Source organism: Pseudomonas sp. GW821-FHT07F01 (assembly GCF_059418825.1).
Map to the genome: position 1 here is coordinate 1 of NZ_JBWKQO010000010.1, position 24,773 is coordinate 24,773.

Genomic DNA, 24,773 nt, shown 5'->3' on the forward strand with positions numbered 1-24,773 from the left:
CGGGAATAGCTCAGTTGGTAGAGCACGACCTTGCCAAGGTCGGGGTCGCGAGTTCGAGTCTCGTTTCCCGCTCCAAATTCACAAGAACGCCGCTCATTGAGCGGCGTTTTTGTTTGCCTGCGATTCAACACTGCAGCCAGTGCCCAGAAAAAAGGCCCGCCAGTACACCTGCGCGGGCCTTTGTCGTTTGCCTTGCCTACAGCGACAGCAGCAACCGCCCGGCGAACAGCAGCAGGATCAGCCCCATGCAGCGCTCGAACCAGTGCCCCAGGCGCATGAACAGCAAGCGCACCCGAGAGCTGGAGAAGAACAGCGCGACGATCACGAACCACAGCGCATTCACCAGGCACATCCAGGCGCCATATAGGGCCTGGATGCTCAGTGGGGTGGTGGCGCTGACCAGGGTGGTGAAGATCGCCAGGAAAAACAGGGTCGCCTTGGGGTTGGTGGCATTGGTCAGAAACCCCGTGGTAAAGGCTCGCAGCAAGGTCTGTTGGGGCTCATCGGTGGGCGCCTCGCCGGGAAGGCTGGTCTTGGCCTTGCTGCGCAGCAAACTGATACCCAAGTACAGAATGTAGGCGCCGCCCAGCAGCTTGGCCGCGCTCAGCAACCAGGGCGTAGCGTGCATCAGGGCGCCCACCCCCAGCAGGGTGTAGAGCACGTGCACCGAGATGCCGGCGCCGATGCCTAGGGCGGTACAGACCCCTGTCATGCGGCCAAAGCGCACGCTCTGGCGGATGGTCACGGCAAAATCCGGCCCGGGAGCGACCACCGCGAGAAAGTGAACCAGGGCCAGGGCGAGGAACTCGCCAAGATAGTTGGACAGCATGCGGACTCCGCAAAGCAGGATGATTGAGTGGCAGGCCGTTTTCAGTCGAGGCTGTAGCTGACCGAAAGGGTGCCTTTCTTGAGTGAGACCGCGGTGATGAGCACCGCGCCCAGTTGCTGCAGGTGGCTGACGTGGGTGCCGCCGCAACCATAGGCCGGCAGTTGGCCAAAGCTGATCTGGCGCGAACCGTCCGCCATTGTGCTATGCCGTTCCAGGTCGGCCTCTATCCACTGCGCAATCGCGTCCTGCACGCTGGCGCCGTCGATCTCCCGGGGCTGCTCTGCCGGTTTGAACGACACCCGGCCTTCACCTGGCCAGTGATGGGCCTTGATCGGTATCCAGCCCTGGCTTTGCACGAAGTGGCCGATCAGGTGCCCGGCGGAGTGCATGCGGCTGTTGAACAGGCGCGCGGCCTCATCGACCCGGGCCTCGAAAATGCCCGGCTCCAGCGGCTGGTCCAGGTAATGCACGATCTGCTCGCCTTCCTGGGCCACCCGCAGAACGGCGGCCTGGCCGATCCAGCCGGTATCGCTGGGCTGGCCGCCACCCTGGGGGTGGAAGGGCGTGGCGTTGAGGGTGACCGCGAATTGCTGTTCGTGGGGGATGCAGCTCAGGACCTCGACGGAGGTCAGTAACTGGTCATTGTCGTAATACAGGCGCCGCGTCATTTCTCTAACCCTGGAATTCAGTGTTTTTTTATTATGCTGCCTGGGCGATTGCGTGATAATCCGTTCGAAACTCAATGGACTATTGCGTCATGAGCATAAATCTACCCCTGCCTTTGCTGGCAGAAATGGCCATTTTCGTCAGGGTCGTGGAGACCGGCAGCTTCTCCGAGGCGGCACGCCAGCTGGGCTCCTCGCCTTCGGCGGTCAGCCGCAGCATCTCGCGCCTGGAAAAGGCCCTGGCCACCCGGTTGTTGCAGCGCACCACACGCAAGTTGCGCTTGAGCGACGGTGGCGAAGAGGTGTTCAAGCGTTGCAGTGAAATGGTCAGTGCGGCCCGTTCGGTGATGGAGGTCAGCGGCCAGTTCACCCACGAAGCCGAAGGCGTGGTGCGGGTCAGCGTGCCCAAGGCGGTGGGGCGTTTCGTGGTGCACCCGCACATGCCGGAGTTTCTGCGGCGCTATCCCCAGGTCGATGTGGAACTGCTGCATGAGGACCGCGATGTCGACCTGATCGACGACAACGTCGACCTGGCGATCCGCATCACCGATCGCCCGCCGCCCGGGTTGATCGGTCGCCAGCTGTTGCGCATCGATCACCTGCTCTGCGCCACCTCGCAGTACCTGGCCGAGCACGGTACGCCGGCCCATCCCCAGGACCTGCGCCAGCACAGTTGCATCTACCTGGGCGAGACCCCCAGCGATGCGCGCTGGAAGTTCACCCAGGGCAGCAAGGCGGTCACGGTGGGGGTGCGCGGGCGCTATGCGGCCAACCACACCGGGGTGCGCCTGGATGCGGTGCTGCAACACCTGGGGATCGGCAGCCTGCCGTACTTCACCGCGCGCCATGCCCTGGAGCAGGGGCTGATCGTCCAGGTGCTGCCGGAGTGGACCTTCCTGGCCTCCTACCACGGCGGTGCCTGGCTGCTGCATTCACCGACCCGTTACCTGCCGCCCAAGTTGCGGGTTTTCATCGACTACCTGGTGGAGTGCCTGGCCAAGGAGCCGACCCTCAACCGCCCGGGCAAAGCGGAACGCCCGCTGTAGGAGCTGGCTTGCCAGCGAATTCTCTGACAGGCCGGCGCTAAAAGGCGCCCATGAAAAAGGCCCGCCGGGCGAACCGTGCGGGCCTTGGCTGCGCCGGGTGCAGTGATCAGTGCTTGCTGTCCTGGGCAGAAAGCGCCAGCAGCTGCTTTTCCTGGTTCCAGTCGAAGGGCTCGTCGTTCTGCTCGGCTTCGAAACGGCGCTCTTCCAGGGCCTGGTACAGGTCGATTTCTTCATCGGGCATGTAGTGCAGGCAGTCACCGGCGAAGAACCACAGCAGGTCACGAGGCACCAGGTGGGCGATCTGCGGGTAGCGCTGCATGATCTGGCACAGCAGGTCCTGGCCCAAGTACTGGCTTTCGATCGGGTCGATCGGCAGCGAGGCGCGCAGTTCGTCGAAGCGCTCGAGGAACAGCGCGTGGCTTTCCTCGGGCACCTGTTCGGCTTCACCTACGGCGACCAGGATGCTGCGCAGGTGGTCCAGCAGGACGAGATGATCGGCGACGATGTTGGACATGACAGGGTCCTCAAGAGCAAAACGGGCGCGGGAGTATATAGCTCCCGCGCCCGGTTTCATAATCGACCTGCCCCGAAGGCGGCCGTCTAGCGGGTCTTGCCTTCGCTCAGGGTCAGCTCCTCCTTGGCAAAATCATCCACATCGATGACCTTGCGCCGCGCCGCCTCGGCCTCGTGCAGGCTCTGGGCCTCGGCGGCCTGCAGCACGCCGGCTTCCAGCGCCGCGTCGATGGCCGATTCGCCGGCAGCCGGTTTGACCTGGCCGCTTTTCAGCGCTTCGTGGAGCTTCTTGTGCAACGGGTGCACGGCGCTCAGCAGGGTGCTGGCATGTTGCAGGGCGCCCACCGGGTCGTCCTTGGATTGCGGGCGGTAGCAGCCGGCAAGCACCGCTTCCAGGGCCGGATCGCCCTGGGCACGACCGATGATCGCCGCCACTTCGGCATCCAGCTGGTCCGATGGCCCGGTATGGCGACGGCCGAAGGGGAACACCAGCACCCGCAGCACGCAACCGAACACCCGGTTGGGGAAGTTGCTGAGCAACTCGTCCAGGGCCCGTTCGGAATGCCCGAGGCTCTCTTCCATGGCCCAGGCGAGCAGGGGGCGCAGGTATTCCGGGGAGTCCAGGTCGTGGTAGCGCTTGAGCGCTGCCGACGCCAGGTACAGGTGGCTGAGCACATCCCCCAGGCGGGCGGAAAGGCGCTCGCGGCGTTTGAGTTCGCCCCCCAGCAGCATCATCGAGAAGTCCGCCAGCAGGGCGAAGGCCGCGGCCTGGCGGTTCAGGGCACGGAAATAGCCCTGGCTGACCTTGTCTCCCGGAACGTGTTCGAAGTGGCCCAGGCCGAGGTTCAGCACCAGGGTGCTGGCGGCGTTGCTCACGGCGAAACCTATGTGCTTGAGCAGCATGGCGTCGAACTCCTGCAGCGCCTGGTCGTGGTCTTCGCGACCGGCCAGGGCCATTTCCTTGAGCACGAACGGATGGCAGCGGATTGCCCCCTGGCCGAAGATCATCAGGTTGCGCGAAAGGATGTTGGCGCCTTCCACGGTGATGAAGATCGGCGCTCCTTGCCAGCTGCGGCCCAGGTAGTTGTTGGGGCCCATGATGATGCCCTTGCCGCCGTGCACGTCCATGGCGTGGCTGATGCACTCGCGGCCGCGCTCGGTGAGGTGGTACTTGAGGATCGCCGACAGCACCGAGGGTTTTTCCCCCAGGTCCACGGCGTTGGCAGTGAGCATGCGTGCACTGTCCATCAGCCAGGCATTGCCGCCGAGGCGGGCCAGAGCCTCCTGGATGCCCTCGAAGGCGGCGAGGGGCACGTTGAACTGCTCCCGCACCTGGGCGTACTGGCCGGTCACCAGGCTGGTGAATTTGGCGGCGCCGGTGCCCACCGCGGGCAGGGAGATCGAACGGCCCACGGACAGGCAATTCATCAGCATCATCCAGCCCTTGCCGAGCATTTCCTGGCCGCCGATGAGGAAGTCCAGGGGAATGAACACGTCCTTGCCGGAGTTTGGGCCGTTCATGAAGGCCGCGCCCAGGGGCAGGTGGCGGCGGCCGATATCCACCCCGGGGGTGTCGGTGGGGATCAGTGCCAGGCTGATGCCCAGGTCTTCCTGGTCGCCCAGCAGGTGGTCCGGGTCGTGGGCCTTGAAGGCCAGGCCCAGCAGGGTGGCCACCGGGCCCAGGGTGATGTAGCGCTTTTCCCAGTTCAGGCGCAGGCCCAGGGTTTCTTCACCCTGCCATTGGCCTTTGCAGATGATCCCGGTGTCGGGCATGGCCCCTGCATCGGAGCCGGCCAGGGGGCCGGTGAGGGCGAAGCAGGGAATGTCGTCGCCCCGGGCCAGCCGCGGCAGGTAGTGATTGCGCTGTTCGTCGGTGCCGTAGTGCAGCAGCAGTTCGGCCGGGCCCAGGGAGTTGGGCACCATCACGGTGGAGGCCAGGTCGCCGCTGCGGGTGGCCAGCTTCATGGCCACCTGGGAGTGGGCGTAGGCCGAGAAGCCCTTGCCGCCGAACTCCTTGGGAATGATCAGGGCAAAGAAACCGTGCTCCTTGATGTGGGCCCAGGCTTCGGCCGGCAGGTCCATGTGCTGGCCGATCTGCCAGTCGCTGACCATGGCGCACAGCTCCTCGGTCGGGCCGTCGATGAACGCCTGCTCTTCTTCGGTCAACTGGGCCTTGGGGTAGGCCAGCAAGGTATTCCAGTCGGGGCGGCCACTGAACAGCTCGCCGTCCCACCAGACGGTGCCGGCATCGATGGCATCGCGCTCGGTCTGGGACATCGGCGGCAGAACCTTCTGGAACCAGCTGAACAGCGGCGCACTGAAATACTTGCGCCGCAGATCGGGCAGCAGCAGAGGGGCGGCGACCGCTGCCAGCAGCACCCAGAAAATCAGCAGCAGCCAGCCGGGGGCGCGGCTAAAGGCGCCCATGGCCAAGAGGTAGATGGCGACCACGCCCAGGGCGGGCAGGGGGGCGGTACGGCGATGGGCCAGGTAGGCCACTGCGAGCACCAGAACCAGTATCCACAACAACAGCATATTCAATCCTCCGTGAAACCAGGGGTGAAATCACCCTCAGAGCGTAGTCGGCCTTCGACAGCGCGGGTGAGCAGGGCAGTGCGGGTGCAGCGCAAGTCTGTATCTTGCGGGCCGGGCCCGGTTGATCGTGGGGGCCATGATCTTTGGCCGATACGTCGTTATCACTGGGGCGGACGCCTCGATAGACTCAGGCTTCCTCTCGGAGGTCATGCCCATGCACGAGTACCTGCGTCCCAGCCGCTTCATCGATAGTGACCACCCGGCGGTGGTGGAGTTCGCCGAAACTCATCGCGGTGCCAGCCGCGATCCCCGACAGCAGGCCGTCAGCCTCTATTACGCGGTGCGCGAGGCCGTACGCTACAACTTCTACAGTTTCAGCCGTGATCCCCAGACCTTGCGCGGCAGCCATGCCCTGGCCACCGGCGAGAGCTATTGCGTGCCCAAGGCCACCTTGCTCGCCGGTTGTGCCCGGCATTGCGGGATACCGGCGCGCATCGGCCTGGCCGATGTGCGCAATCACCTGTCCACACCCAGGCTGCTGGAGCTGCTGCGCAGCGATGTGTTCGCCATGCACGGCTACACCGAGTTCTATCTGCAGGGTCGTTGGGTCAAGGCCACGCCGGCGTTCAACCGGCAATTGTGTGAAATGTTCGATGTGGCGCCGCTGGATTTCGACGGCCTGGAGGACAGCGTTTTCCAGCCTTTCAATCGCCAGGGCGAACAGTCGATGGAGTACCTGGTGGACCACGGGCAGTTTGCCGACGTGCCGCAGGAGCTGTTTTTCGGCCACCTGGAAAAATGCTACCCGCACCTGTTCGACGCGCAGCAGCCGCAAGTGCTGGCAGACCTGCGCGGCGATTTGAGTCGCGGCTGATCAGGCGTAGACTGCCCCGGCATTCATTACTGAGGGATGGTCATGCTGAAGATCTGGGGTCGCAAGAACTCGTCGAATGTCAGGAAGGCACTCTGGTGCGCGCAGGAACTGGGGCTCGCCTATGAGTCCCTGGACGCCGGCGGCGCCTTTGGGGTGGTGGACACCCCGGCGTACCGGGCGCTGAACCCCAATGGCCGGATTCCACTGATTGAAGACGGCGACTTCGTGCTCTGGGAGTCCAATACCATCGTGCGCTACCTGGCTGCGCGCTACGCCGCCGATAGCCACTGGTACCCGGCCGACGTGCAACTGCGGGCCAGCGCCGAGAAGTGGATGGACTGGACCACCTCGACCTTCGCTGAACCCTTCCGGCATCTGTTCTGGGGCGTATTGCGCACCCCGGCCGAGCAGCAGGACTGGGCGCAGATCAACGCCGCCAAGGCCACGTGTGCCGAGCTGCTGGCGCGGGTCGATCAGGCCCTGGGCGAGCAGCCTTACCTGTCCGGGCAGGAGATCGGCGTGGGCGACATTCCTCTCGGCAGTTTCATCTACGCTTGGTTCGAGATGCCCATCGAGCGTCCTTCCATGCCCCATCTGCAAGCCTGGTATGAGCGCTTGAAACAGCGCCCGGCCTATCGCCAGGCCGTGATGACCGCGTTGACTTAATACCCACTATCGATACGGGTGACTGTACTTGCACGACGCAGGCACGCAACATGGCGGGCGTCCGGCGTCGTTGCAATCGGCTCGGGCCGCCCTTACTTATAAAATTCCCCCTTCTTGGTGCATGAATCCGATATGAGTTCCGCTCTGTCCATCCGGCAGCTAACCAAAACCTACGGCAACGGTTTCCAGGCCCTGAGTGGTATCGATCTGGATGTCGCCGAAGGTGACTTTTTCGCCCTGCTCGGCCCTAACGGGGCCGGCAAATCCACCACCATCGGCATTCTCTCGACCCTGGTGAACAAGACCAGCGGTACGGTGAGCGTCTTCGGCCACGACCTGGATCGTGAGCCGGCGGCGCTCAAGCGTTGCATCGGCGTGGTGCCGCAGGAATTCAACTTCAACCAGTTCGAGAAAACCTTCGACATCGTCGTGACCCAGGCCGGCTACTACGGCATTCCGGCGAAGATCGCCAAGCAGCGCGCCGAGCAGTACCTGACCCAGCTCGGCCTGTGGGACAAGCGCGATGTGCCTTCGCGTTCCCTGTCCGGTGGCATGAAGCGGCGCCTGATGATCGCCCGCGCGCTGGTGCATGAACCGCGCCTGTTGATCCTTGACGAACCTACCGCCGGGGTCGATATCGAGCTGCGCCGTTCCATGTGGAGCTTTCTTACCGAGCTCAACCAGAAAGGCATCACCATCATCCTCACCACCCACTACCTGGAAGAGGCTGAGCAGCTGTGCCGCAACATCGGCATCATCGACCACGGCACCATCGTCGAGAACACCAGCATGCGCCAGTTGCTCAGCCAGCTGCATGTGGAGACTTTCCTCCTCGACCTGAAGAACGACCTGAGCGTGGCGCCGCAACTGGCCGGCTATCCGACCCGGCTGGTGGACAGCCATACCCTGGAGGTCCAGGTGGACAAGGCCGTGGGCATCACCGCGCTGTTCGGCCAACTGGCCCTGCAGAACATCGAGGTGCTGAGCCTGCGTAACAAAACCAACCGTCTTGAGGAGTTGTTCGTGTCCCTGGTGGAGAAGAATCTGTCGAAGGTGGCGGTATGAGTTCGGAGTTCAAACCCAACCTGGTGGCGCTCAACACCATTGTCTATCGCGAAGTCCGGCGCTTCACCCGGATCTGGCCGCAGACCCTGCTGCCCCCGGCCATCACCATGGTCCTGTACTTCGTCATCTTCGGTAACCTGATCGGCCGGCAGATCGGCGACATGGGTGGTTTCACCTACATGGAGTACATCGTCCCGGGGCTGATCATGATGTCGGTGATCACCAACTCCTACGGCAACGTGGTATCGAGCTTCTTCGGCAGCAAGTTCCAGCGCTCCATCGAGGAGTTGATGGTCTCGCCGTTGTCGCCCCATACCATTCTCATCGGCTACACCTTGGGCGGGGTGCTGCGGGGGCTGATGGTGGGGGTCATCGTGACGCTGCTGTCGCTGTTCTTCACCACGCTGCAGGTGCACCACCTGGGCATCACGGTGCTGGTGGTAGTGCTGACCGCGACCATCTTCTCGCTGCTGGGCTTCATCAACGCAGTCTTTGCACGCAACTTCGACGATATCTCGATCATCCCGACCTTCGTGCTGACGCCCCTGACCTACCTGGGCGGGGTGTTCTACTCGATCAACCTGCTGCCGCCGTTCTGGCAGACGGTGTCCCTGGCCAACCCGGTGCTGCACATGGTCAACGCCTTCCGTTTCGGCATCCTCGGGGTGTCGGACATCAAGATCAGCATCGCCATTACCTTCATGCTGGTGGCCACCCTGGTGCTGTATATCGGTTGCGCACGGCTGCTGGTGAGCGGGCGCGGCATGCGTCAGTAAATGCCTTTAGTGCGTCATGCAAGCGGCCTCCCTCGGGAGGCCGTTTTCGTTGGTCACTGCCGTTGCTGCTTGCGCCTGGACCATTGGCGCGCGACCCACCAGCGCCAATAGAGCATGGTCAGGCAATAGGCAGTGGCCCCCAGCACCAGCCCGGCCACCACCGAGCCGAGGAGGAAGGGTTGCCACAGGGTTGCCAGCTGGCTGCTGATCCACTCCCAGGTCAGCTCGTCGGGCAGGGTGCGCGGCGGCACGTTCATCAGCCAGGCCCCCAGTTGGTAGGTGCAGAAGAACACCGGCGGCATGGTGATGGGGTTGGTCAACCAGACCAGGCTGACACTGATGGGCATATTGCCGCGCAGCCAGATGGCCAGTACCGCAGCCAGCAACATCTGCATTGGAATGGGAATAAAGGCGGCGAACAGGCCCACGGCCATGGCCCGGGCCACCGAGTGTCGATTGAGGTGCCAGAGGTTGGCGTCATGCAGCAGGGTGCCGAGAAAGCGTAAGGACTTGTGTTCCCGGATGCTGGTCGGATCTGGCATGTAACGTTTGAATAAGCGCCGGGGCATAAGGCTTCTCGGTCGGGTCAGGCGACGATTATGACCGGATTCTAGTCGGCGAAAATTCAGACATTGTGACAAATGATAAAGCCGCGCTGCCCATCCTCGACTAAGCCAAGAGTATGAACTCCCAAGGAGGGGCGGGCGGATGCGTAGCGCAATGCTGGCGCTGGCTGCGGGGCTGCTGGCGCTGGGTTTCATGCCGGCCTTGCCCCCAGGCTGGCTGCTGCTGTGTATGGCGATACTGGCCTTGATGCTGTTGCCGTTTCGTACACATCCAGTGGCATTTTTCCTGTTCGGTTTCACCTGGGCCTGTGTCTCCGCGCAGTCGGCCCTTGATGATCGCCTGGCGCCGCGCCTGGAGTCACAGACCCGCTGGCTGGAGGGGCGGGTGAGCGGCCTGCCGGAGCAGGCGGGCGGCGTGGTGCGTTTCGAGCTGGAAGATGCCCAGGCCCGCCGTGAGCGGCTGCCCCGGCGCATGCGGCTGGCCTGGCGTGAGGGCCCGGCGCTCAAGAGTGGCGAGCGCTGGCGGCTGGCGGTCAAGCTTCGCCAGCCGATGGGATTGTTGAATCCCCAGGGCTTCGATTACCAGGCCTGGCTGCTGGCGCGCCGTATCGGCGCCACCGGCACGGTCAAGGCCGGGCAGTTACTGGCACCGGCCCCGAAGGCCTGGCGGCAAGGATTGCGCCAGCGCTTGCTAGAGGTCGAGGCACAGGGGCGCGGTGCGGGGCTGGCGGCGCTGGTGATGGGCGACGGTTCCGGCCTGACGCGGCAAGACTGGCAGCTGTTGCAGGACACCGGCACCGTCCACCTGATGGTGATTTCCGGGCAGCACATCAGCCTGCTGGCTGGGGTGATCTATTTCGCGGTGGCCGGGCTGGCCCGCCATGGTCTCTGGCCCGAGCGCTTGCCGTGGTTGCCCTGGGCCTGTGCCCTGGCCTGGCTCGGCGCCCTGGGCTACGGCCTGCTGGCGGGGTTCGATGTGCCAGTGCAGCGCGCCTGTGTGATGGTCGCCCTGGTACTGCTCTGGCGCATGCGCTTTCGCCATCTGCGGGCCGGCTGGCCCCTGCTGCTGGCGTTGAATGCGGTGTTGCTGGCCGAGCCGCTGGCCAGCTTGCAGGCGGGGTTCTGGCTGTCCTTTGCCGCAGTGGCAATCCTGATCTTGATCTTTGCCGGGCGCCTGGGGGCGTGGAGCTGGTGGCAGGGCTGGACCCGGGCCCAATGGTTGATCGCCATTGGCCTGCTGCCGCCGTTGCTGGCTCTGGGGCTGCCTATCAGCCTCAGCGGGCCGCTGGCCAATTTGCTGGCGGTGCCCTGGATCAGCTTTCTGGTGTTGCCGCCGGCTTTGCTCGGCAGCCTGCTGCTGCCGGTGCCTCATGTGGGTGAGGGCCTGTTGTGGCTGGTCGGTGGATTGCTGGACGGGTTGTTCCGCTTGCTCGGATTGATTGCCGGTGGGTGGCCGGCCTGGGTGCCGCCGCAGATCCCTCTGTGGCTATGGGGCATGAATGCTCTGGGCTGCCTGTTGCTGCTGTTGCCCAGGGGCGTGCCCATGCGGGTTCTGGGTTGGCCGCTGTTGCTCCTGGCGGTCTGGCCACCCCTGGCGCGCGTGCCCGAAGGTGAGGTGGAGGTCTGGCAGCTGGATGTGGGGCAGGGCCTGTCATTCATCCTGCGTACCCGTGATCACGCCCTGCTGTATGACGCTGGCGCGCGGGTCGCCGAATTCGACCTGGGAGAGCGAGTGGTAGTGCCGACCCTGCACAGGCTCGGCATCCGGCGGCTGGACCTGATGCTGCTCAGCCATGCCGACAACGACCATGCCGGTGGCGCCCAGGCGGTGCAGCGCGCAATGCCCGTGGGCGAGGTCCGCGGAGGCCAGCCCGAAGCCTTGCCCGCGGGCCTGCAGGCAAGGCCTTGCGACAGTGGGCTGAGCTGGGTGTGGAATGGCGTGCGCTTTCGCCAGTGGCAATGGGCGGCGGCGACCGACGGCAATCAGGCTTCGTGCGTGCTCCAGGTCGAGGCTGCCGGCGAGCGCCTGCTGCTCACCGGGGACATCGACGCCCGTGCCGAGCGAGCCTTGCTCGACAGCCCGCTGGCGGTGCGGACCCACTGGCTGCAGGCACCCCATCACGGCAGCCGCACCTCTTCATCCATGGCCTTGCTGCAACGGCTGGCCCCCGACGCGGTGCTGATTTCCCGTGGGCGGGGCAATGCCTTCGGCCACCCCCATCCTCAAGTGCTGGCACGCTATCGGCGCCTGGACATGGCAATTTATGACAGTGCCGAACAGGGCGCTCTGAGGCTGCAACTGGGGGCCTTCGGGGCGGCGCATGGGCTTCGCGAGCAGCGGCGATTCTGGCGTGAGCCGCCCGCAATGCCTTAAATAACCGTGGGTTATTAAAGCCTGTGAGCATGCGACATCACGGTCTTCGGTGCGTCCGGCCCCTATGTTAGAGTGGCGCACTTTTTCGAGGGGGCTGTCACTGTGTGGGAATTGGTCAAATCCGGCGGCTGGATGATGTTGCCGATCATTCTGAGTTCCATTGCTGCCGTGGGCATCATTGCCGAGCGTCTGTGGACCCTGCGGGCCAGCCGTGTCACCCCGCCCCACCTGCTGGGGCAGGTCTGGCGCTGGATCAAGGACAAGCAGCTGAACAAGGAAAAGCTTAAGGAACTGCGCGCCGATTCGCCCCTGGGCGAGATTCTGGCGGCGGGCCTGGCCAACTCCAAGCATGGCCGCGAGATCATGAAGGAATGCATCGAAGAGGCTGCCGCCCGGGTCATCCATGAGCTGGAACGCTACCTCAACGCCCTCGGCACCATTGCCGCCATGGCACCGCTGCTGGGGCTGCTGGGCACCGTGCTGGGCATGATCGACATCTTCAGTTCGTTCATGGGCTCGGGCATGACCACCAACGCGCACATCCTCGCAGGCGGTATTTCCAAAGCCCTGATCACCACCGCCGCCGGCCTGATGGTGGGCATTCCCTCGGTGTTCTTCCACCGCTTCCTGCAACGCCGGGTCGATGAACTGGTGGTGGGCATGGAGCAGGAAGCGATCAAGCTGGTGGAAGTGATCCAGGGCGACCGCGATGTCGACCTGGCTGAGGGCAAAGCGTGAAATTCCGTCGCAAACCCCGGGAAACCGTGGACATCAATCTCGCGTCGTTGATCGACGTGGTGTTCATCCTGCTGCTGTTTTTCGTCGTCACCACCACCTTTACCCGGGAGACCCAACTGCGGGTCGATCTGCCGGAAGCGGTCAGCGGCTCGCCGGCCGAAGACCAGCAGGTCAAGCAAGTGGATATCGCCATCAGCGCCGACGGCGTGTTTTCGGTGAACAACCAGGTCTTGCCCAAAAATGACCTGGAGACCTTGATCGAGGCCCTGCAGAAGGAGTCGGCGGGCGACACCAACCTGCCGCTGTCCATCAGCGCCGACGGCAAGACCCAGCATCAAGCGGTGATCACTGCCATGGATGCAGCCGGCAAGCTCGGTTTCAGCCACCTGCGCATGACCACCGTCGAGGCGGACCCGGCACCCTGATGGCACTTTCCGATCGCCTGCTCAATGCCTGGTACAACGGCCACCCCGCGCTGAAACTGCTGCGCCCCCTGGAATGCCTGTATCGCCGAGTGGTGACGGGCAAGCGCCAGCGCTTTCTTGCCGGTGAGGGGGCGATCTATCAACCACCTGTGCCGCTGATCGTGGTGGGCAACATCACCGTCGGCGGCACCGGCAAGACGCCGTTGATCCTGTGGCTGGTGGAGCACTGCCAGCGCCTCGGGTTGCGGGTCGGGGTGGTCAGCCGCGGCTACGGGGCCAAGCCGGCGCAACTGCCCTGGCGCGTCAGCGCCGAAGATTGCGCCGCGGTGGCCGGTGATGAGCCGCTGCTGATCGTCCAGCGCTGCGGCGTGCCGCTGATGATCGACCCGGATCGCGGCCGCGCGGTACAGGCCCTGCTGGCCGCCGAGCCGCTGGACCTGATCCTCTCCGACGACGGCCTGCAGCACTACCGCCTGGCCCGTGACCTGGAGCTGGTACTGATCGATGCCGCCCGCGGCCTGGGCAACCGCCGCTGTCTGCCTGCCGGGCCGCTGCGCGAGCCGGCGGAGCGTTTGCAGAGCGTCGACGCGGTGCTCTACAACGGCGCAGTTGATGACCGTGACGAGGGGTTCGCCTTTCATCTCAAGCCCTCGATGCTGGTCAACCTGCGCAGTGGCGAGCGCCGTGCGCTGGAGCATTTCGCCCCCGGCCAGGCGCTGCATGCGGTGGCGGGCATCGGCAATCCCCAGCGTTTCTTCAACACCCTTGAAACGCTACACTGGCGGCCTGTTCCCCATGCATTTGCCGATCACGCTCAATACAGTGCGCAGGCCTTGACCTTCACCCCGTCATTGCCGCTGGTCATGACCGAGAAAGATGCGGTCAAGTGCCGGGCTTTCGCGGCAGACGACTGGTGGTACCTGGCGGTCGATGCCCAGCCTTCGCCGGCCTTCGTCGCCTGGTTCGACACCCAGTTGATGCGCCTGCTGCCTGATCGTCTGCTGCCTTAATTCGCTTTTATCCAGGGAATCCTCATGGACACCAAACTGCTCGACATCCTCGCCTGCCCGATCTGCAAAGGCCCCCTCAAACTCAGCGCCGACAAGACCGAGCTGATCAGCAAGGGCGCGGGCCTTGCCTATCCGATTCGCGATGGCATCCCGGTGATGCTGGAAAGCGAGGCGCGCACCCTGACCACCGAAGAGCGCCTGGACAAATGAGCAGCGCCTTCACCGTTGTCATCCCGGCGCGCTACGCCTCCACTCGCCTGCCAGGCAAGCCGCTGCAACTGATCGCCGGCAAGCCGATGATCCAGTGGGTCTGGGAACAGGCGCGCAAGAGCAGCGCCGAGCGGGTCGTGGTGGCCACCGATGATCAGCGCATCGTCGAGGCCTGCCAGGGCTTTGGCGCCGAGGCGCTGCTGACTCGGGAAGATCACAACTCCGGCACCGACCGGCTGGCGGAAGTCGCCGCCCAGCTGGGCCTGGCCGCGGATGCGATCGTGGTCAACGTACAAGGCGACGAGCCGTTGATCCCGCCGTCGGTGATCGATCAGGTAGCGGCCAACCTGGCAGCCCACACCGAAGCGCGCATGGCCACCCTGGCCGAGCCGATCGAGGACGTGCAGACCCTGTTCAACCCCAATGTGGTCAAGGTGGTCAGCGACCTCAACGGCCTGGCCCTGACCTTCAGTCGCGCCACCTTGCCCTGGGCCCGGGATGCCTTTGCCCAGAGTCGTGAGCAACTGCCCGAAGGCGTGCCTTATCGCCGTCACATCGGCATCTATGCCTACCGCGCCGGCTTTCTTCACGACTTCGTCAGTTGGGGCCCGTGCTGGCTGGAAAACACCGAATCCCTGGAGCAACTGCGTGCCCTGTGGCATGGCGTGCGGATCCACGTGGCCGACGCCCTGGAAGCACCGCCTACCGGCGTCGATACCGCCGAAGACCTTGAGCGCGTTCGGCGCCTGCTGGAGGCCTGATGCGGGTTCTGTTCGTCTGCCTGGGCAATATCTGCCGCTCGCCCACCGCCGAAGGCGTGCTGCGCCGCAAGTTGCACGAGGCCGGCCTGGGTGACCAGGTGCAGGTCGCCTCTGCGGGCACCAGCGACTGGCACATCGGCAAGGCCCCGGACAAGCGCAGCCAGCAGGCTGCCTTGCGGCGCGGCTACGACCTGTCGGCACAACGGGCGCAGCAGGTCGGCAGCGCCGATTTCGCTGCCTATGACCTGATCTTCGCCATGGACCAGAGCAACCTGCGCAACCTCAAGGCCCTGCAACCGGCCCGGGGCAAGGCCGAGCTGGACCTGTTCCTGCGTCGCTACGAGGGGGCGCTGGATGAAGTGCCGGATCCGTACTACGACGGCGAGCAGGGTTTCGAGCAGGTGCTGGACCTGATCGAGGATGCCTGCGACCGGCTAGTGGTCGAATTGAAGGGGCGGCTATGACCCTGGACATTCAGGCCGATGTGTCCCTCAAGCCGTTCAACAGCTTCGGGGTCGAGGTCAAGGCGAAGTGGTTTGCCCAGGCCCATAGCGACGACGAGGTACGCGAGGCCCTGGCCTATTGCGCTACCCACCAGTTGCCGCTGCTGGTGATCGGCGGCGGCAGCAACCTGCTGCTGACGGCGGATATCCAGGCCCTGGTGCTGCGCATGGCAACTCGTGGCATTCGCCTGCTCAGCGATGACGGGCAGCGGGTGGTGGTCGAGGCCGAGGCCGGGGAAACCTGGCATCCCTTTGTCCAGTGGACCCTGGAGCAGGGCCTGTCCGGGCTGGAGAACCTGAGCCTGATTCCCGGCACCGTCGGCGCCGCACCGATGCAGAACATCGGCGCCTATGGGGTGGAGATCAAGGACGTGTTCGCCGGCCTGACCGCCCTCGATCGGCAGACCGGCGAGCTGCGGGAATTCGACCTGGCGCAGTGTCAGTTCGCGTACCGCGACAGCCTGTTCAAGCATCAGGCCGGTCGCTGGTTGATCCTGCGGGTGCGCTTTGCCCTGAACCGTGTCGATCACCTGCACCTGGAATACGGTCCGGTGCGCCAGCGCCTGAGCGAGCAGGGCATCGAACAGCCGACGGCCAGCGATGTCAGCCGGGCGATCTGCAGCATCCGCAGCGAGAAGCTCCCGGACCCTGCCGTGCTGGGCAATGCCGGCAGCTTCTTCAAGAACCCGGTGGTGCCGGCGGCACTGGCGGCGCAGATCAAGCAGTCGTATCCGGGGCTGGTGGGTTACCCCCAGGCCGATGGGCAGGTGAAGCTGGCGGCCGGTTGGCTGATCGAACAGGCGGGCTGGAAGGGCTTTCGCGAGGCGGATGCCGGGGTCCATCGCTTGCAATCGCTGGTGCTGGTCAACTATGGCGGCGCCAGCGGCCTGCAGTTGCTGGAACTGGCGCGGCGGATCCAGCGCGATATCGCCGAGCGTTTCAGTGTCGAGCTGGAGATGGAGCCCAACCTCTATTAGCGAGAGCCGGCTTGCGGTGGATAGCAAAAAGCCTTGCCTGGCTGACGTTCGGGCAAGGCTTTTTTGTTAATTGCGGCTTAACTTAGCAGGCTAAGAATCAGCTTTCTGCTGTTCCCAAAGGCCCGGTGAAGCCTGTCTTCACAAGAGAGCCCGATTAGCCTGAGCCGATCTGCGTGCACCGCAGCCGCGGTACTGCACGGCGGATGACTCGACCCCATCACTCAGAAAATGCGGGCGTGCCCATGATTACCCTGAAGCTCAACGGTCAAGATCATCAACTGGACGTCACCGAGGACATGCCGCTGCTGTGGGCTATCCGCGACGTGGCGGGCTACAACGGCACCAAGTTCGGCTGCGGCATGGGCCTGTGCGGCGCCTGTACGATTCATATCGACGGCGACCCGGCGCGCAGTTGCATCACGCCGATAGGCTCGGTGCAGGGCAAGAACGTCAGCACCATCGACAACCTGCATACCGACCCGGTAGGGCAGGTGGTGCAGCAGGCCTGGCTGGATACGGCGGTGGCCCAGTGCGGTTACTGCCAGGGCGGGCAGATCATGTCGGCCACTGCCTTGCTCAAGGTCCACCCCAACCCCAGCGACGAGCAGATCGAAGAGGCGATGCTCGGCAATATCTGCCGCTGCGGTACTTACAACCGGATCAAGACCGCGATCCGACAGGCTTCCAGCCATCTGCAGGAGGCCAAGGCATGAACCGCCTACCGCAGGATTTTGCCCTGAGCAACCTCAGCCGCCGGGGCTTTCTCAAAGGTGTGGGGGCCACCGGGGCCCTGGTGCTGGCTGCGAGCTGGGGCTGGCAGGAGGCCTTTGCCGAGGACAAGAAATTCGGTGCCGACGGCATGCCCCACGGCTGGGTCGATGACCCCAAGGTCTACGTGAGCATTGCCAGCGACGGCAGCGTCACGGTGATCTGCAATCGCTCGGAGATGGGCCAGGGCGTGCGCACCAGCCTGAGCATGGTGGTGGCCGATGAACTGGACGCCGACTGGGCGCAGGTCAAGGTTCGCCAGGCACCGGGTGACGAGGTGCGTTTCGGCAACCAGGACACCGACGGCTCGCGCAGCATGCGTCATTGGTACGAGCCCATGCGCCGCTGTGGCGCGGCTGCGCGGACCATGCTGGAACAGGCCGCCGCTGCGCAGTGGCAGGTGCCATTGGCGCAGTGTCGGGCGCAGTTGCACAAGGTGGTTCACCAGCCCACCGGGCGTGAGCTGGGCTATGGCGCCCTGGCCGCTGCGGCAGGCGCCCTGGCGGTGCCTGCCCGGGATAGCCTGCGCCTGAAGCAGCCCGGGGAGTTCCGCTACATCGGCAAGGAGGCCACCCGGGCCATCGATGGCCAGGACATCGTCAACGGCCGTGCGGTGTACGGCGCCGATGTGCATTTCGACGGCATGCTGTTCGCGGCGGTGGCGCGGCCCCGGGTGTATGGCGGCAAGGTCAAGTCGGTGGATGACAGCGCAGCCTTGAAGGTACCGGGGGTGATCAAGGTCGTGCCCATCGACAGCCGCCCCTTGCCTTCGGAGTTCCAGCCCCTGGGCGGCGTGGCTGTGGTGGCGAGCAACACCTGGGCGGCGATCAAGGGCCGCGATGCCTTGAGGATCGAGTGGGAGGATGGTGCCAACGCTGGCTACGACTCCATCCAATACCGCAAGCAACTGGAGGCGGCGGCGCGGCAACCGGGCAAGGTGGTGCGCAGTACCGGCAACCTGGATGAGGCCCTGAAGGGCGCCGAGAGCAGCCTGGAGGCCAGCTATTACCTGCCGCACCTGGCCCAGGCGCCGATGGAGCCGATGGTGGCCGTGGCGCGATTCCAGGACGGTCGCTGCGAGGCGTGGGCACCGAGCCAGGCGCCACAGGTGACCCGCGAGCGAATCGCCGAACGCCTGGGGATCGGCTTCGAGCAGGTCACGGTGAACGTCACGCTGCTGGGCGGCGGCTTCGGGCGCAAGTCCAAGCCCGACTTCATCCTGGAGGCGGCGATCCTGGCCAAGGCCTTTCCCGGCAAGGCGGTGCGGGTGCAGTGGACCCGCGAGGACGATATCCACAACTCCTACTTCCATACCGTGTCGGCGGAATACCTCAAGGCCGGGCTGAACAAGGACGGCCTGCCGGCGGCCTGGCTGCACCGCACCGTGGCGCCGAGCATCACCGCGCTGTTCGCCCCGGGGATGAATCACGAAGGCGCCTTCGAGCTGGGCATGGGCTTTACCAACATGGCCTACGCGATTCCCAACGTGCGCCTGGAAAACCCCGAGGCCGCGGCCCATACCCGGGTCGGCTGGTACCGTTCGGTGTCGAACATTCCCCATGGCTTCGCGATCCAGAGTTTTGTCGACGAACTGGCCCACAAGGCCGGCCAGGATCCGCTGCAGTACCAGCTCAAGCTGCTGGGGCCGGATCGTCAGATCGACCCCCGAACCCTGAGCGAGGAGTGGAACTACGGCGAATCCCCCGAGCGCTACCCCATTGATACCGGGCGCCTGCGCACGGTGCTGGAAACCGCAGCCAAGGCGGCCGGCTGGGGGCGCTCGCTGCCCAAGGGGCGCGGTCTAGGGCTGGCCGTGCACTACAGCTTCGTGACCTATGTGGCGGCGGTGATCGAGGTGGAGGTGAAGGACGATGGCACGCTGATCGTGCATCAGGCCGATATCGCCGTGGATTGCGGCCCGCAGATCAACCCCGAGCGTATCCGCTCGCAATTCGAAGGGGCCTGCGTCATGGGCCTGGGCAATGCGGTGCTGGGGGAGATCAGCTTCAAGGAGGGCAAGGTCCAGCAGGACAATTTCCATATGTACGAAGTGGCGCGCATGTCCCTGGCGCCGAAACAGGTGCAGGTGCACCTGGTGACGCCGCCGGGGGACGTGCCCCTGGGCGGGGTGGGAGAGCCCGGTGTGCCGCCGATTGCGCCGGCCCTGTGCAACGCGATCTTCGCCGCCACCGGCAAGCGCATACGCAACCTGCCGGTGCGCTACCAGTTGCAGGGCTGGCAGCAGGCGAGCGCCTGATGGACAGCGTCGACCTGAATGTCCTGCGCAGTGTCCTGGAATGGCGGCGCGCCGGGCGCGGCGTGCTGCTGTACAGCGTGGTGCAGACCTGGGGCAGCGCGCCGCGGCCACCCGGCGCCATGCTGGCCTTGCGCGACGACGGGGTGGTGATCGGCTCGGTGTCCGGAGGCTGTATCGAGGATGACCTGATCAGCCGCCAGGGCGATGGGCGCCTGTCTCGCCACGGGCCGCCGGTGCAACTGGTGACCTACGGCGTGACCCTGGAGGAAGCGGCGCGATTCGGCCTGCCCTGTGGCGGCACCTTGCGCCTCACCGAAGAGCGGGTTGGCGACCCGGCCTGGGTCGCCGAATTGCTCCAGCGCTGCGAGGCACACCAGATCGTGGCCCGGGAGCTGAACCTGGGCACCGGCCAGGTGCTGCTCAAGACGGCGAACCGCGGCGATGAATTGGCGTTTGACGGGGTCACCCTGCGGGCGATCTACGGACCGCGCTGGCGCTTGCTGCTGATCGGCGCCGGGCAGTTGTCGCGCTATGTGGCGCAGATGGCCCGCTTGCTGGATTTCGAAGTGCTGATCTGCGATCCGCGCCAGGAGTTCGTGCATGGCTGGGAGGGGCAGGATGGACGTTTTGTCGCCGGGATGCCCGACGATGCGGTGCTGAGCATCGAGCCCGACGAGCGCACGGCGGTGGTGGCCCTGACCCATGATCCGCGCCTGGATGACATGGCGCTGCTGACGGCGCTCGACTCCCGGGCATTTTACGTCGGCGCCCTGGGTTCCCGGGCCAACAGCCAGAAACGCAGGGACAATCTGGCGCTGCTGGGTCTTTCGGCGCAGGCCATCGAGCGCTTGCACGGGCCGGTCGGATTGCCCATCGGCAGCCATACGCCGGCGGAGATTGCCTTGTCGTTGCTGGCGGAAATCGTCGCGCTGAAAAATGGCGTCGAACCGCTGCAGAAGAAGCTCCCGGTGCGAGTGGCGGAGACGGTGAGGTGAGCCGCAAGCCTTGCGCGATCATCCTGGCGGCGGGGCAGGGCAGGCGTTTTCGCCAGGTGGCCGGGGCCGGGCAGGACAAGCTGTTGGCGCCCTGCCGCGGGCGTGACGGGGTGCAGCGGCCGGTGCTGGAGCAGGTGCTGGTGAGCCTGCCGGTGGACGTTGCCCAGCGAGTACTGGTGACCACGGCGGATCGACCCCAGGTGGTGGATCTGGCGCGTGCCTACGGTTGTCAGGTACTGGTGCTGGAGTCCGTGGGCATGGGGCATAGCCTGGCCGCGGCAGTGGCTGCCTGCGCCGATGCTCATGGCTGGATGGTCTGGCTGGGGGACATGCCCTTTATCCTGCCCGCCACCGCCAGTCGGGTGATGGAGGCAATGACCGAGGAGGGCATCAGCGTGCCGCGGCTGGGGGATGAGTTGGGTCATCCGGTGGGCTTTGGCCGGTCTTATGGCGCAGCGTTGCAGGGCCTGTCTGGTGATCGGGGAGCCCGGCCGCTGTTCGCTTCGGGGCGGGTGGTGGAAGTTCCGGTGACGGATCCGGGGGTGACCTGGGATGTGGACGTTCCGCAGGCGTTGCTGTTTCCGGATTGTCAGGTGCTCCAGGTATAAAAAAGCCCCGCCCGGTTACCCGGGCGGGGCTTTTTCATGGGCTGCTGGAATCAGACGAGAGGTTTAGGCTCGTGCTGTTCTTCCTCGGCATGCACAGCGTGCTCGACAGCGCGCGGTGCTTGCTCAGCCACAGGGGCCGATTCTTCCACTGCAGGTTCGGCCACTGGCGCCGGTGCAGTCTCTTTGGCTGGCGCAGGGGCGGCCTCGACCACCTCTGGCGCTTCTACCGGAGCCGGCTCGGCGGTCACCACGGCTTCAGCCGGAGCAGCAGCGGCAGCCAGCTCGGCTTCCTTCTGCAGGCGCTCGGCTTCACGCTTGCGGCGACGCACTTCGCGTGGGTCGTTCGGTGCACGGCCATTGCTGGTCAGGGTGCTGACCGGCGCGGCTTCAGCTTCGACAGCGGGTGCGGGCTCTTCGGCCACCACCGGTGCTGCAACCGGAGCCGGCTCTTCAACCTGGGCAGGCTGCTGGGCCGCTACAGGCTCTTCAACCACCACTGCTGGCTCGGCAACCGGGGCTGGCGCAGGGGCTTCCTGAACCGGCTCGATGGCCTTTTCTTCAACCACTGGCGCATGGGCTACAGGTTCTGCTGCCGGTTGTTCGGCAACCACAGGCTGGGCTTCGACAACCACGGCCGGTTCGGCAGCCACTTCAACCTGAGCCTGCTCTTCAGCCACTGGAGCCACTTCCACTGCAGGAACCACTGGGGCTTCTACCGGCGTGGTGGCTTCAACCACTGGGGCTTCCGGAGCCTTGTCTTCTACAGCGGCAGTCGCACGTTCGGCTTGCTGGTGAGCTTCGGCTTCAGCGTTGGCGCTGATGGCGGTGCTGGCAACCGCGGCAGTTACCGCAAGGCCGGCAGCCAGATCGGCGCTGCTTGGCTCTTCGGCGTTTTCTTCCGAGCCTTCGATCACATTGCCGTTGGCATCACGTTGACGCTCGCGACGGTTGCTGCGACGACGCTGGCCGCGGGAGCGACGACGTGGACGTTCGCCTTCGGCGTTGTCCTGGCCGTCTTCCTGCAGTTGCTCTTCGTTCGGCAGCGCTTCTTCTTCGCTGGCGGCAGCGGCTTGAGCCTGTTCGGCACGTGGTTGGCGCTCTTCACGTGGCGCACGTGGCTGGCGCTCTTCGCGAGGCTGGCGCGCCGGACGTTCTTCGGCAACAACGGCGGCGGTAGCAGCGGCTGCAGCTGGAGCGGCGTCCAGAGGCTCACGCAGTTCACGCACGCGTTCTTCACGCTCGCCACGTGGCTTGCGCTCTTCACGCGGGGCGCGTGGCTGGCGTTCTTCACGCGGTGCACGGGGTGCGCGTTCTTCGCGGGCTACCGCTTGAACTTCTTCACGGGCTTCGCGAACTTCGCGTGGCTGACGCTCTTCCCGTGGTGCGCGTTCTTCACGCGGAGCACGTTCTTCGCGCGGCTTGCGCTCTTCATCGCGACGACCGTTACGGTTGCGGCTCTGCTGGCGGCCATTGCGACGCTGTTCTTCGTTGCTGCGAGCAGGGCGCTCGGTCACTGGCTTCTCGACCACGACCGGTGCGGCTGGCTCTTCCTTGGTAGCGAACAGGCTGACCAGGGACTTCACCAGGCCTTTGAACAGGCTTGGTTCGGCCACTGGAGCCGGTGCAGCTACAGGGGCAGCGACGACTTCGGTCGGAACCGGAGCGTTGGCGCGGGCCGGGGCCGTCTTCACTGCCGCTTCCTGGCGAACCAGGGTGCGGGTGGCGGCGGTTGGCTGGACTTCTTCGGCTTCGGCGGCGGCCGCTGCGATTTCGTAGCTGGACTGGTTGGTGTTGGCTTCCGGGCTGTCATCACGCAGGCGCTGAACTTCGAAGTGTGGCGTTTCGAGGTGATCGTTCGGCAGGATGACGATGCGGGCACGGGTGCGCAGTTCGATCTTGGTGATCGAGTTGCGTTTTTCGTTGAGCAGGAAAGCGGCGACCGGAATCGGCACTTGGGCGCGCACTTCGGCGGTGCGGTCTTTCAGGGCTTCTTCTTCGATCAGGCGCAGGATCGCCAGGGACAGCGACTCGACGTCACGGATGATGCCGGTGCCGTTGCAGCGCGGGCAGACGATGCCGCTGCTTTCGCCCAGGGATGGACGCAGGCGCTGACGGGACATTTCCAGCAGGCCGAAGCGCGAGATGCGGCCGATCTGCACGCGGGCGCGGTCGGCTTCCAGGCATTCGCGGACTTTTTCTTCCACGGCACGCTGGTTCTTGGCCGGGGTCATGTCGATGAAGTCGATGACGATCAGGCCGCCGATGTCACGCAGGCGCAGTTGGCGAGCGATTTCTTCCGCTGCTTCCAGGTTGGTCTGCAGGGCGGTTTCTTCGATGTCGCTGCCTTTGGTGGCGCGGGCCGAGTTGATGTCGATGGACACCAGGGCTTCGGTCGGATCGATGACGATGGAGCCGCCGGAAGGCAGTTCGACCACGCGCTGGAAAGCGGTCTCGATCTGGCTTTCGATCTGGAAACGATTGAACAGCGGCACGCTGTCTTCGTACAGCTTGATCTTGCTGGCGTACTGCGGCATCACCTGGCGGATGAAGGTCAGGGCTTCGTCCTGGGCTTCAACGCTGTCGATCAGCACTTCGCCGATGTCCTGGCGCAGGTAGTCGCGGATCGCGCGGATGATCACGTTGCTTTCCTGGTAGATCAGGAATGGCGCGGAACGATCCAGGGACGCTTCCTTGATGGCGGTCCAGAGTTGCAGCAGGTAGTCGAGGTCCCACTGCATCTCTTCGCTGCTGCGGCCCAGGCCGGCAGTGCGCACGATCAGGCCCATGTCGGCGGGTGCCACCAGGCCGTTCAGCGCTTCACGCAGTTCGTTGCGCTCTTCGCCTTCGATGCGGCGGGAGATACCGCCGGCACGCGGGTTGTTCGGCATCAGTACCAGGTAACGACCGGCGAGGCTGATGAAGGTGGTCAGGGCGGCGCCCTTGTTGCCACGCTCTTCTTTCTCGACCTGGACGATGACTTCCTGGCCTTCGCTCAGGACGTCCTTGATGTTGACGCGGCCTTCGGGGGCTTTCTTGAAGTATTCGCGGGAGATTTCTTTGAGGGGCAGGAAGCCGTGGCGCTCAGAGCCGAAATCGACAAAGGCAGCCTCGAGGCTTGGTTCGATGCGAGTGATGCGGCCTTTATAGATGTTGGCCTTTTTCTGCTCGCGGGCTCCGGACTCGATGTCCAGGTCGTAGAGGCGCTGGCCGTCTACCAGAGCAACACGCAACTCTTCGGGTTGAGTTGCGTTAATCAGCATTCTTTTCATGTAGTACCGTCGGTTTCCGGGCTGCCGGAAACGGCGTTCGGCACACACGACTTCTCACGGTCGGTGTCAGGTGCGTCAGGAGTGGTTGACCACTCGAGTGTCTAGCGAGGTTCGTCCGGGTAACTAAGAACGAAGTCGCGACTTACGCGTCCTGCTTGCTGTGGTGACTAAGGCACCGCTTAAGCAAAAGTCTGTCAGGAGGAGGAATCAACCGGCGACTGTGGACGAGATGAAGCGTCTTGATAAAGCCTAATGCTACACAGTCCGACGGTTGTGCATCTCCACCCTACACGTATCCCTGATAATTCGGGTGCTGCCGCGCGCAGAATCCGCAGCGGGTTGG

At 64.8% G+C, this 24,773-nt stretch carries 23 protein-coding genes; 17 read left to right on the top strand and 6 right to left on the bottom strand.

Features of this window, described 5'->3' with window-relative positions; translation table 11 throughout:
* Positions 1 to 196 precede the first annotated feature (196 nt).
* On the bottom strand, positions 197 to 829 hold the full coding sequence (locus AC07R1_RS29980; RefSeq protein WP_015634690.1) for a LysE family translocator: 633 nt from the start codon (positions 827 to 829) through the stop codon (positions 197 to 199).
* 41 nt (positions 830 to 870) lie between these two features.
* A complete protein-coding gene (locus tag AC07R1_RS29985; protein ID WP_015634691.1) occupies positions 871 to 1,497 on the bottom strand; it encodes an alanyl-tRNA editing protein in 627 nt (208 codons plus the stop codon).
* Between the two features lie 89 nt (positions 1,498 to 1,586).
* Here AC07R1_RS29985 and AC07R1_RS29990 point away from each other — a divergent pair, with 89 nt between their 5' ends.
* On the top strand, positions 1,587 to 2,540 hold the full coding sequence (locus tag AC07R1_RS29990; RefSeq protein WP_495111225.1) for a LysR family transcriptional regulator: 954 nt from the start codon (positions 1,587 to 1,589) through the stop codon (positions 2,538 to 2,540).
* Between the two features lie 106 nt (positions 2,541 to 2,646).
* Here the strand turns inward: AC07R1_RS29990 and AC07R1_RS29995 are convergent, their stop codons facing one another.
* Positions 2,647 to 3,054 carry a PA2817 family protein gene (locus tag AC07R1_RS29995; RefSeq protein WP_011060092.1) on the bottom strand — a complete coding sequence of 136 codons (408 nt, stop codon included), beginning with the start codon at positions 3,052 to 3,054 and terminating at the stop codon, positions 2,647 to 2,649.
* A gap of 86 nt (positions 3,055 to 3,140) precedes the next feature.
* Positions 3,141 to 5,588, bottom strand: coding sequence for an acyl-CoA dehydrogenase (locus tag AC07R1_RS30000; RefSeq protein WP_495111226.1), 2,448 nt, complete (start codon positions 5,586 to 5,588; stop codon positions 3,141 to 3,143).
* 214 nt (positions 5,589 to 5,802) lie between these two features.
* On the opposite strand from AC07R1_RS30000, the gene AC07R1_RS30005 reads away from it, so the two are divergent.
* The 4 genes from AC07R1_RS30005 to AC07R1_RS30020 all read left to right on the top strand — a co-directional run bounded on the left by AC07R1_RS30005 (position 5,803) and on the right by AC07R1_RS30020 (position 8,969).
* The gene (locus AC07R1_RS30005; protein ID WP_011060094.1) at positions 5,803 to 6,462 is read left to right on the top strand and encodes a transglutaminase-like domain-containing protein; all 660 of its coding nucleotides are present in this window, start codon (positions 5,803 to 5,805) and stop codon (positions 6,460 to 6,462) included.
* 42 nt (positions 6,463 to 6,504) lie between these two features.
* The gene (locus tag AC07R1_RS30010) at positions 6,505 to 7,128 is read left to right on the top strand and encodes a glutathione S-transferase family protein (RefSeq protein ID WP_011060095.1); all 624 of its coding nucleotides are present in this window, start codon (positions 6,505 to 6,507) and stop codon (positions 7,126 to 7,128) included.
* A 132-nt stretch (positions 7,129 to 7,260) separates the two neighbouring features.
* Positions 7,261 to 8,193 (top strand): ABC transporter ATP-binding protein, encoded by a 933-nt coding sequence (locus tag AC07R1_RS30015; protein WP_011060096.1) that lies wholly within the window; start codon positions 7,261 to 7,263, stop codon positions 8,191 to 8,193.
* The gene (locus tag AC07R1_RS30020; RefSeq protein ID WP_011060097.1) at positions 8,190 to 8,969 is read left to right on the top strand and encodes an ABC transporter permease; all 780 of its coding nucleotides are present in this window, start codon (positions 8,190 to 8,192) and stop codon (positions 8,967 to 8,969) included. Before AC07R1_RS30015 ends, AC07R1_RS30020 begins: the two co-directional genes overlap by 4 nt.
* A 53-nt stretch (positions 8,970 to 9,022) precedes the next feature.
* On the opposite strand, the gene AC07R1_RS30025 is transcribed toward AC07R1_RS30020, so the two are convergent.
* Positions 9,023 to 9,538: a DUF2062 domain-containing protein gene (locus tag AC07R1_RS30025; protein WP_015634695.1), complete on the bottom strand. Its 516-nt coding sequence runs from the start codon at positions 9,536 to 9,538 to the stop codon at positions 9,023 to 9,025.
* Between the two features lie 139 nt (positions 9,539 to 9,677).
* On the opposite strand from AC07R1_RS30025, the gene AC07R1_RS30030 reads away from it, so the two are divergent.
* From AC07R1_RS30030 to AC07R1_RS30085, 12 genes are all read left to right on the top strand, one after another.
* Positions 9,678 to 11,909, top strand: coding sequence for a DNA internalization-related competence protein ComEC/Rec2 (locus AC07R1_RS30030; RefSeq protein ID WP_495111227.1), 2,232 nt, complete (start codon positions 9,678 to 9,680; stop codon positions 11,907 to 11,909).
* Positions 11,910 to 12,011: 102 nt separating this feature from the next.
* Positions 12,012 to 12,647 (top strand): MotA/TolQ/ExbB proton channel family protein, encoded by a 636-nt coding sequence (locus tag AC07R1_RS30035; RefSeq protein ID WP_011060100.1) that lies wholly within the window; start codon positions 12,012 to 12,014, stop codon positions 12,645 to 12,647.
* Complete coding sequence (locus AC07R1_RS30040; RefSeq protein ID WP_495111228.1) at positions 12,644 to 13,072, top strand: ExbD/TolR family protein; 429 nt, start codon at positions 12,644 to 12,646, stop codon at positions 13,070 to 13,072. The genes AC07R1_RS30035 and AC07R1_RS30040 overlap by 4 nt, the downstream gene beginning before the upstream one ends.
* Positions 13,072 to 14,082 (top strand): tetraacyldisaccharide 4'-kinase, encoded by a 1,011-nt coding sequence (gene lpxK / locus AC07R1_RS30045; protein WP_495111229.1) that lies wholly within the window; start codon positions 13,072 to 13,074, stop codon positions 14,080 to 14,082. Before AC07R1_RS30040 ends, lpxK begins: the two co-directional genes overlap by 1 nt.
* A 24-nt stretch (positions 14,083 to 14,106) precedes the next feature.
* The gene (locus AC07R1_RS30050; RefSeq protein WP_011060103.1) at positions 14,107 to 14,292 is read left to right on the top strand and encodes a Trm112 family protein; all 186 of its coding nucleotides are present in this window, start codon (positions 14,107 to 14,109) and stop codon (positions 14,290 to 14,292) included.
* Positions 14,289 to 15,053 carry a 3-deoxy-manno-octulosonate cytidylyltransferase gene (gene kdsB, locus AC07R1_RS30055; protein ID WP_011060104.1) on the top strand — a complete coding sequence of 255 codons (765 nt, stop codon included), beginning with the start codon at positions 14,289 to 14,291 and terminating at the stop codon, positions 15,051 to 15,053. The genes AC07R1_RS30050 and kdsB overlap by 4 nt, the downstream gene beginning before the upstream one ends.
* Complete coding sequence (locus AC07R1_RS30060) at positions 15,053 to 15,517, top strand: low molecular weight protein-tyrosine-phosphatase (RefSeq protein WP_041116777.1); 465 nt, start codon at positions 15,053 to 15,055, stop codon at positions 15,515 to 15,517. Before kdsB ends, AC07R1_RS30060 begins: the two co-directional genes overlap by 1 nt.
* Entirely contained in the window at positions 15,514 to 16,533 is a 1,020-nt protein-coding gene (gene murB / locus AC07R1_RS30065; protein WP_404674015.1) for a UDP-N-acetylmuramate dehydrogenase, read from the top strand. The genes AC07R1_RS30060 and murB overlap by 4 nt, the downstream gene beginning before the upstream one ends.
* 242 nt (positions 16,534 to 16,775) lie before the next feature.
* Positions 16,776 to 17,246: a (2Fe-2S)-binding protein gene (locus AC07R1_RS30070; protein ID WP_011060107.1), complete on the top strand. Its 471-nt coding sequence runs from the start codon at positions 16,776 to 16,778 to the stop codon at positions 17,244 to 17,246.
* Positions 17,243 to 19,558 carry a xanthine dehydrogenase family protein molybdopterin-binding subunit gene (locus tag AC07R1_RS30075; protein ID WP_072451642.1) on the top strand — a complete coding sequence of 772 codons (2,316 nt, stop codon included), beginning with the start codon at positions 17,243 to 17,245 and terminating at the stop codon, positions 19,556 to 19,558. Before AC07R1_RS30070 ends, AC07R1_RS30075 begins: the two co-directional genes overlap by 4 nt.
* Positions 19,558 to 20,553, top strand: a complete 996-nt coding sequence (locus tag AC07R1_RS30080; protein ID WP_019092974.1) for an XdhC family protein — start codon at positions 19,558 to 19,560, stop codon at positions 20,551 to 20,553. Before AC07R1_RS30075 ends, AC07R1_RS30080 begins: the two co-directional genes overlap by 1 nt.
* Positions 20,550 to 21,161, top strand: a complete 612-nt coding sequence (locus AC07R1_RS30085; RefSeq protein ID WP_065363417.1) for a nucleotidyltransferase family protein — start codon at positions 20,550 to 20,552, stop codon at positions 21,159 to 21,161. The genes AC07R1_RS30080 and AC07R1_RS30085 overlap by 4 nt, the downstream gene beginning before the upstream one ends.
* 50 nt (positions 21,162 to 21,211) lie before the next feature.
* Here AC07R1_RS30085 and rne read toward each other — a convergent pair whose 3' ends face one another.
* Positions 21,212 to 24,430 (bottom strand): ribonuclease E, encoded by a 3,219-nt coding sequence (gene rne / locus AC07R1_RS30090; RefSeq protein ID WP_495111230.1) that lies wholly within the window; start codon positions 24,428 to 24,430, stop codon positions 21,212 to 21,214.
* Positions 24,431 to 24,773 lie beyond the last annotated feature (343 nt).

Coding starts and splice junctions, on each gene's coding strand:
- murB (WP_404674015.1), top strand. CDS start 15,514: ATGACCCTGGACATTCAGGCCGATGTGTCCCTCAAGCCGTTCAACAGC.
- AC07R1_RS30050 (WP_011060103.1), top strand. CDS start 14,107: ATGGACACCAAACTGCTCGACATCCTCGCCTGCCCGATCTGCAAAGGC.
- AC07R1_RS30075 (WP_072451642.1), top strand. CDS start 17,243: ATGAACCGCCTACCGCAGGATTTTGCCCTGAGCAACCTCAGCCGCCGG.
- AC07R1_RS29995 (WP_011060092.1), bottom strand. CDS start 3,054: ATGTCCAACATCGTCGCCGATCATCTCGTCCTGCTGGACCACCTGCGC.
- AC07R1_RS29990 (WP_495111225.1), top strand. CDS start 1,587: ATGAGCATAAATCTACCCCTGCCTTTGCTGGCAGAAATGGCCATTTTC.
- AC07R1_RS30080 (WP_019092974.1), top strand. CDS start 19,558: ATGGACAGCGTCGACCTGAATGTCCTGCGCAGTGTCCTGGAATGGCGG.
- lpxK (WP_495111229.1), top strand. CDS start 13,072: ATGGCACTTTCCGATCGCCTGCTCAATGCCTGGTACAACGGCCACCCC.
- AC07R1_RS29985 (WP_015634691.1), bottom strand. CDS start 1,497: ATGACGCGGCGCCTGTATTACGACAATGACCAGTTACTGACCTCCGTC.
- AC07R1_RS30005 (WP_011060094.1), top strand. CDS start 5,803: ATGCACGAGTACCTGCGTCCCAGCCGCTTCATCGATAGTGACCACCCG.
- AC07R1_RS30015 (WP_011060096.1), top strand. CDS start 7,261: ATGAGTTCCGCTCTGTCCATCCGGCAGCTAACCAAAACCTACGGCAAC.
- AC07R1_RS29980 (WP_015634690.1), bottom strand. CDS start 829: ATGCTGTCCAACTATCTTGGCGAGTTCCTCGCCCTGGCCCTGGTTCAC.
- AC07R1_RS30020 (WP_011060097.1), top strand. CDS start 8,190: ATGAGTTCGGAGTTCAAACCCAACCTGGTGGCGCTCAACACCATTGTC.
- AC07R1_RS30030 (WP_495111227.1), top strand. CDS start 9,678: ATGCGTAGCGCAATGCTGGCGCTGGCTGCGGGGCTGCTGGCGCTGGGT.
- AC07R1_RS30025 (WP_015634695.1), bottom strand. CDS start 9,538: ATGCCCCGGCGCTTATTCAAACGTTACATGCCAGATCCGACCAGCATC.
- rne (WP_495111230.1), bottom strand. CDS start 24,430: ATGAAAAGAATGCTGATTAACGCAACTCAACCCGAAGAGTTGCGTGTT.
- AC07R1_RS30010 (WP_011060095.1), top strand. CDS start 6,505: ATGCTGAAGATCTGGGGTCGCAAGAACTCGTCGAATGTCAGGAAGGCA.
- AC07R1_RS30060 (WP_041116777.1), top strand. CDS start 15,053: ATGCGGGTTCTGTTCGTCTGCCTGGGCAATATCTGCCGCTCGCCCACC.
- kdsB (WP_011060104.1), top strand. CDS start 14,289: ATGAGCAGCGCCTTCACCGTTGTCATCCCGGCGCGCTACGCCTCCACT.
- AC07R1_RS30000 (WP_495111226.1), bottom strand. CDS start 5,588: ATGCTGTTGTTGTGGATACTGGTTCTGGTGCTCGCAGTGGCCTACCTG.
- AC07R1_RS30070 (WP_011060107.1), top strand. CDS start 16,776: ATGATTACCCTGAAGCTCAACGGTCAAGATCATCAACTGGACGTCACC.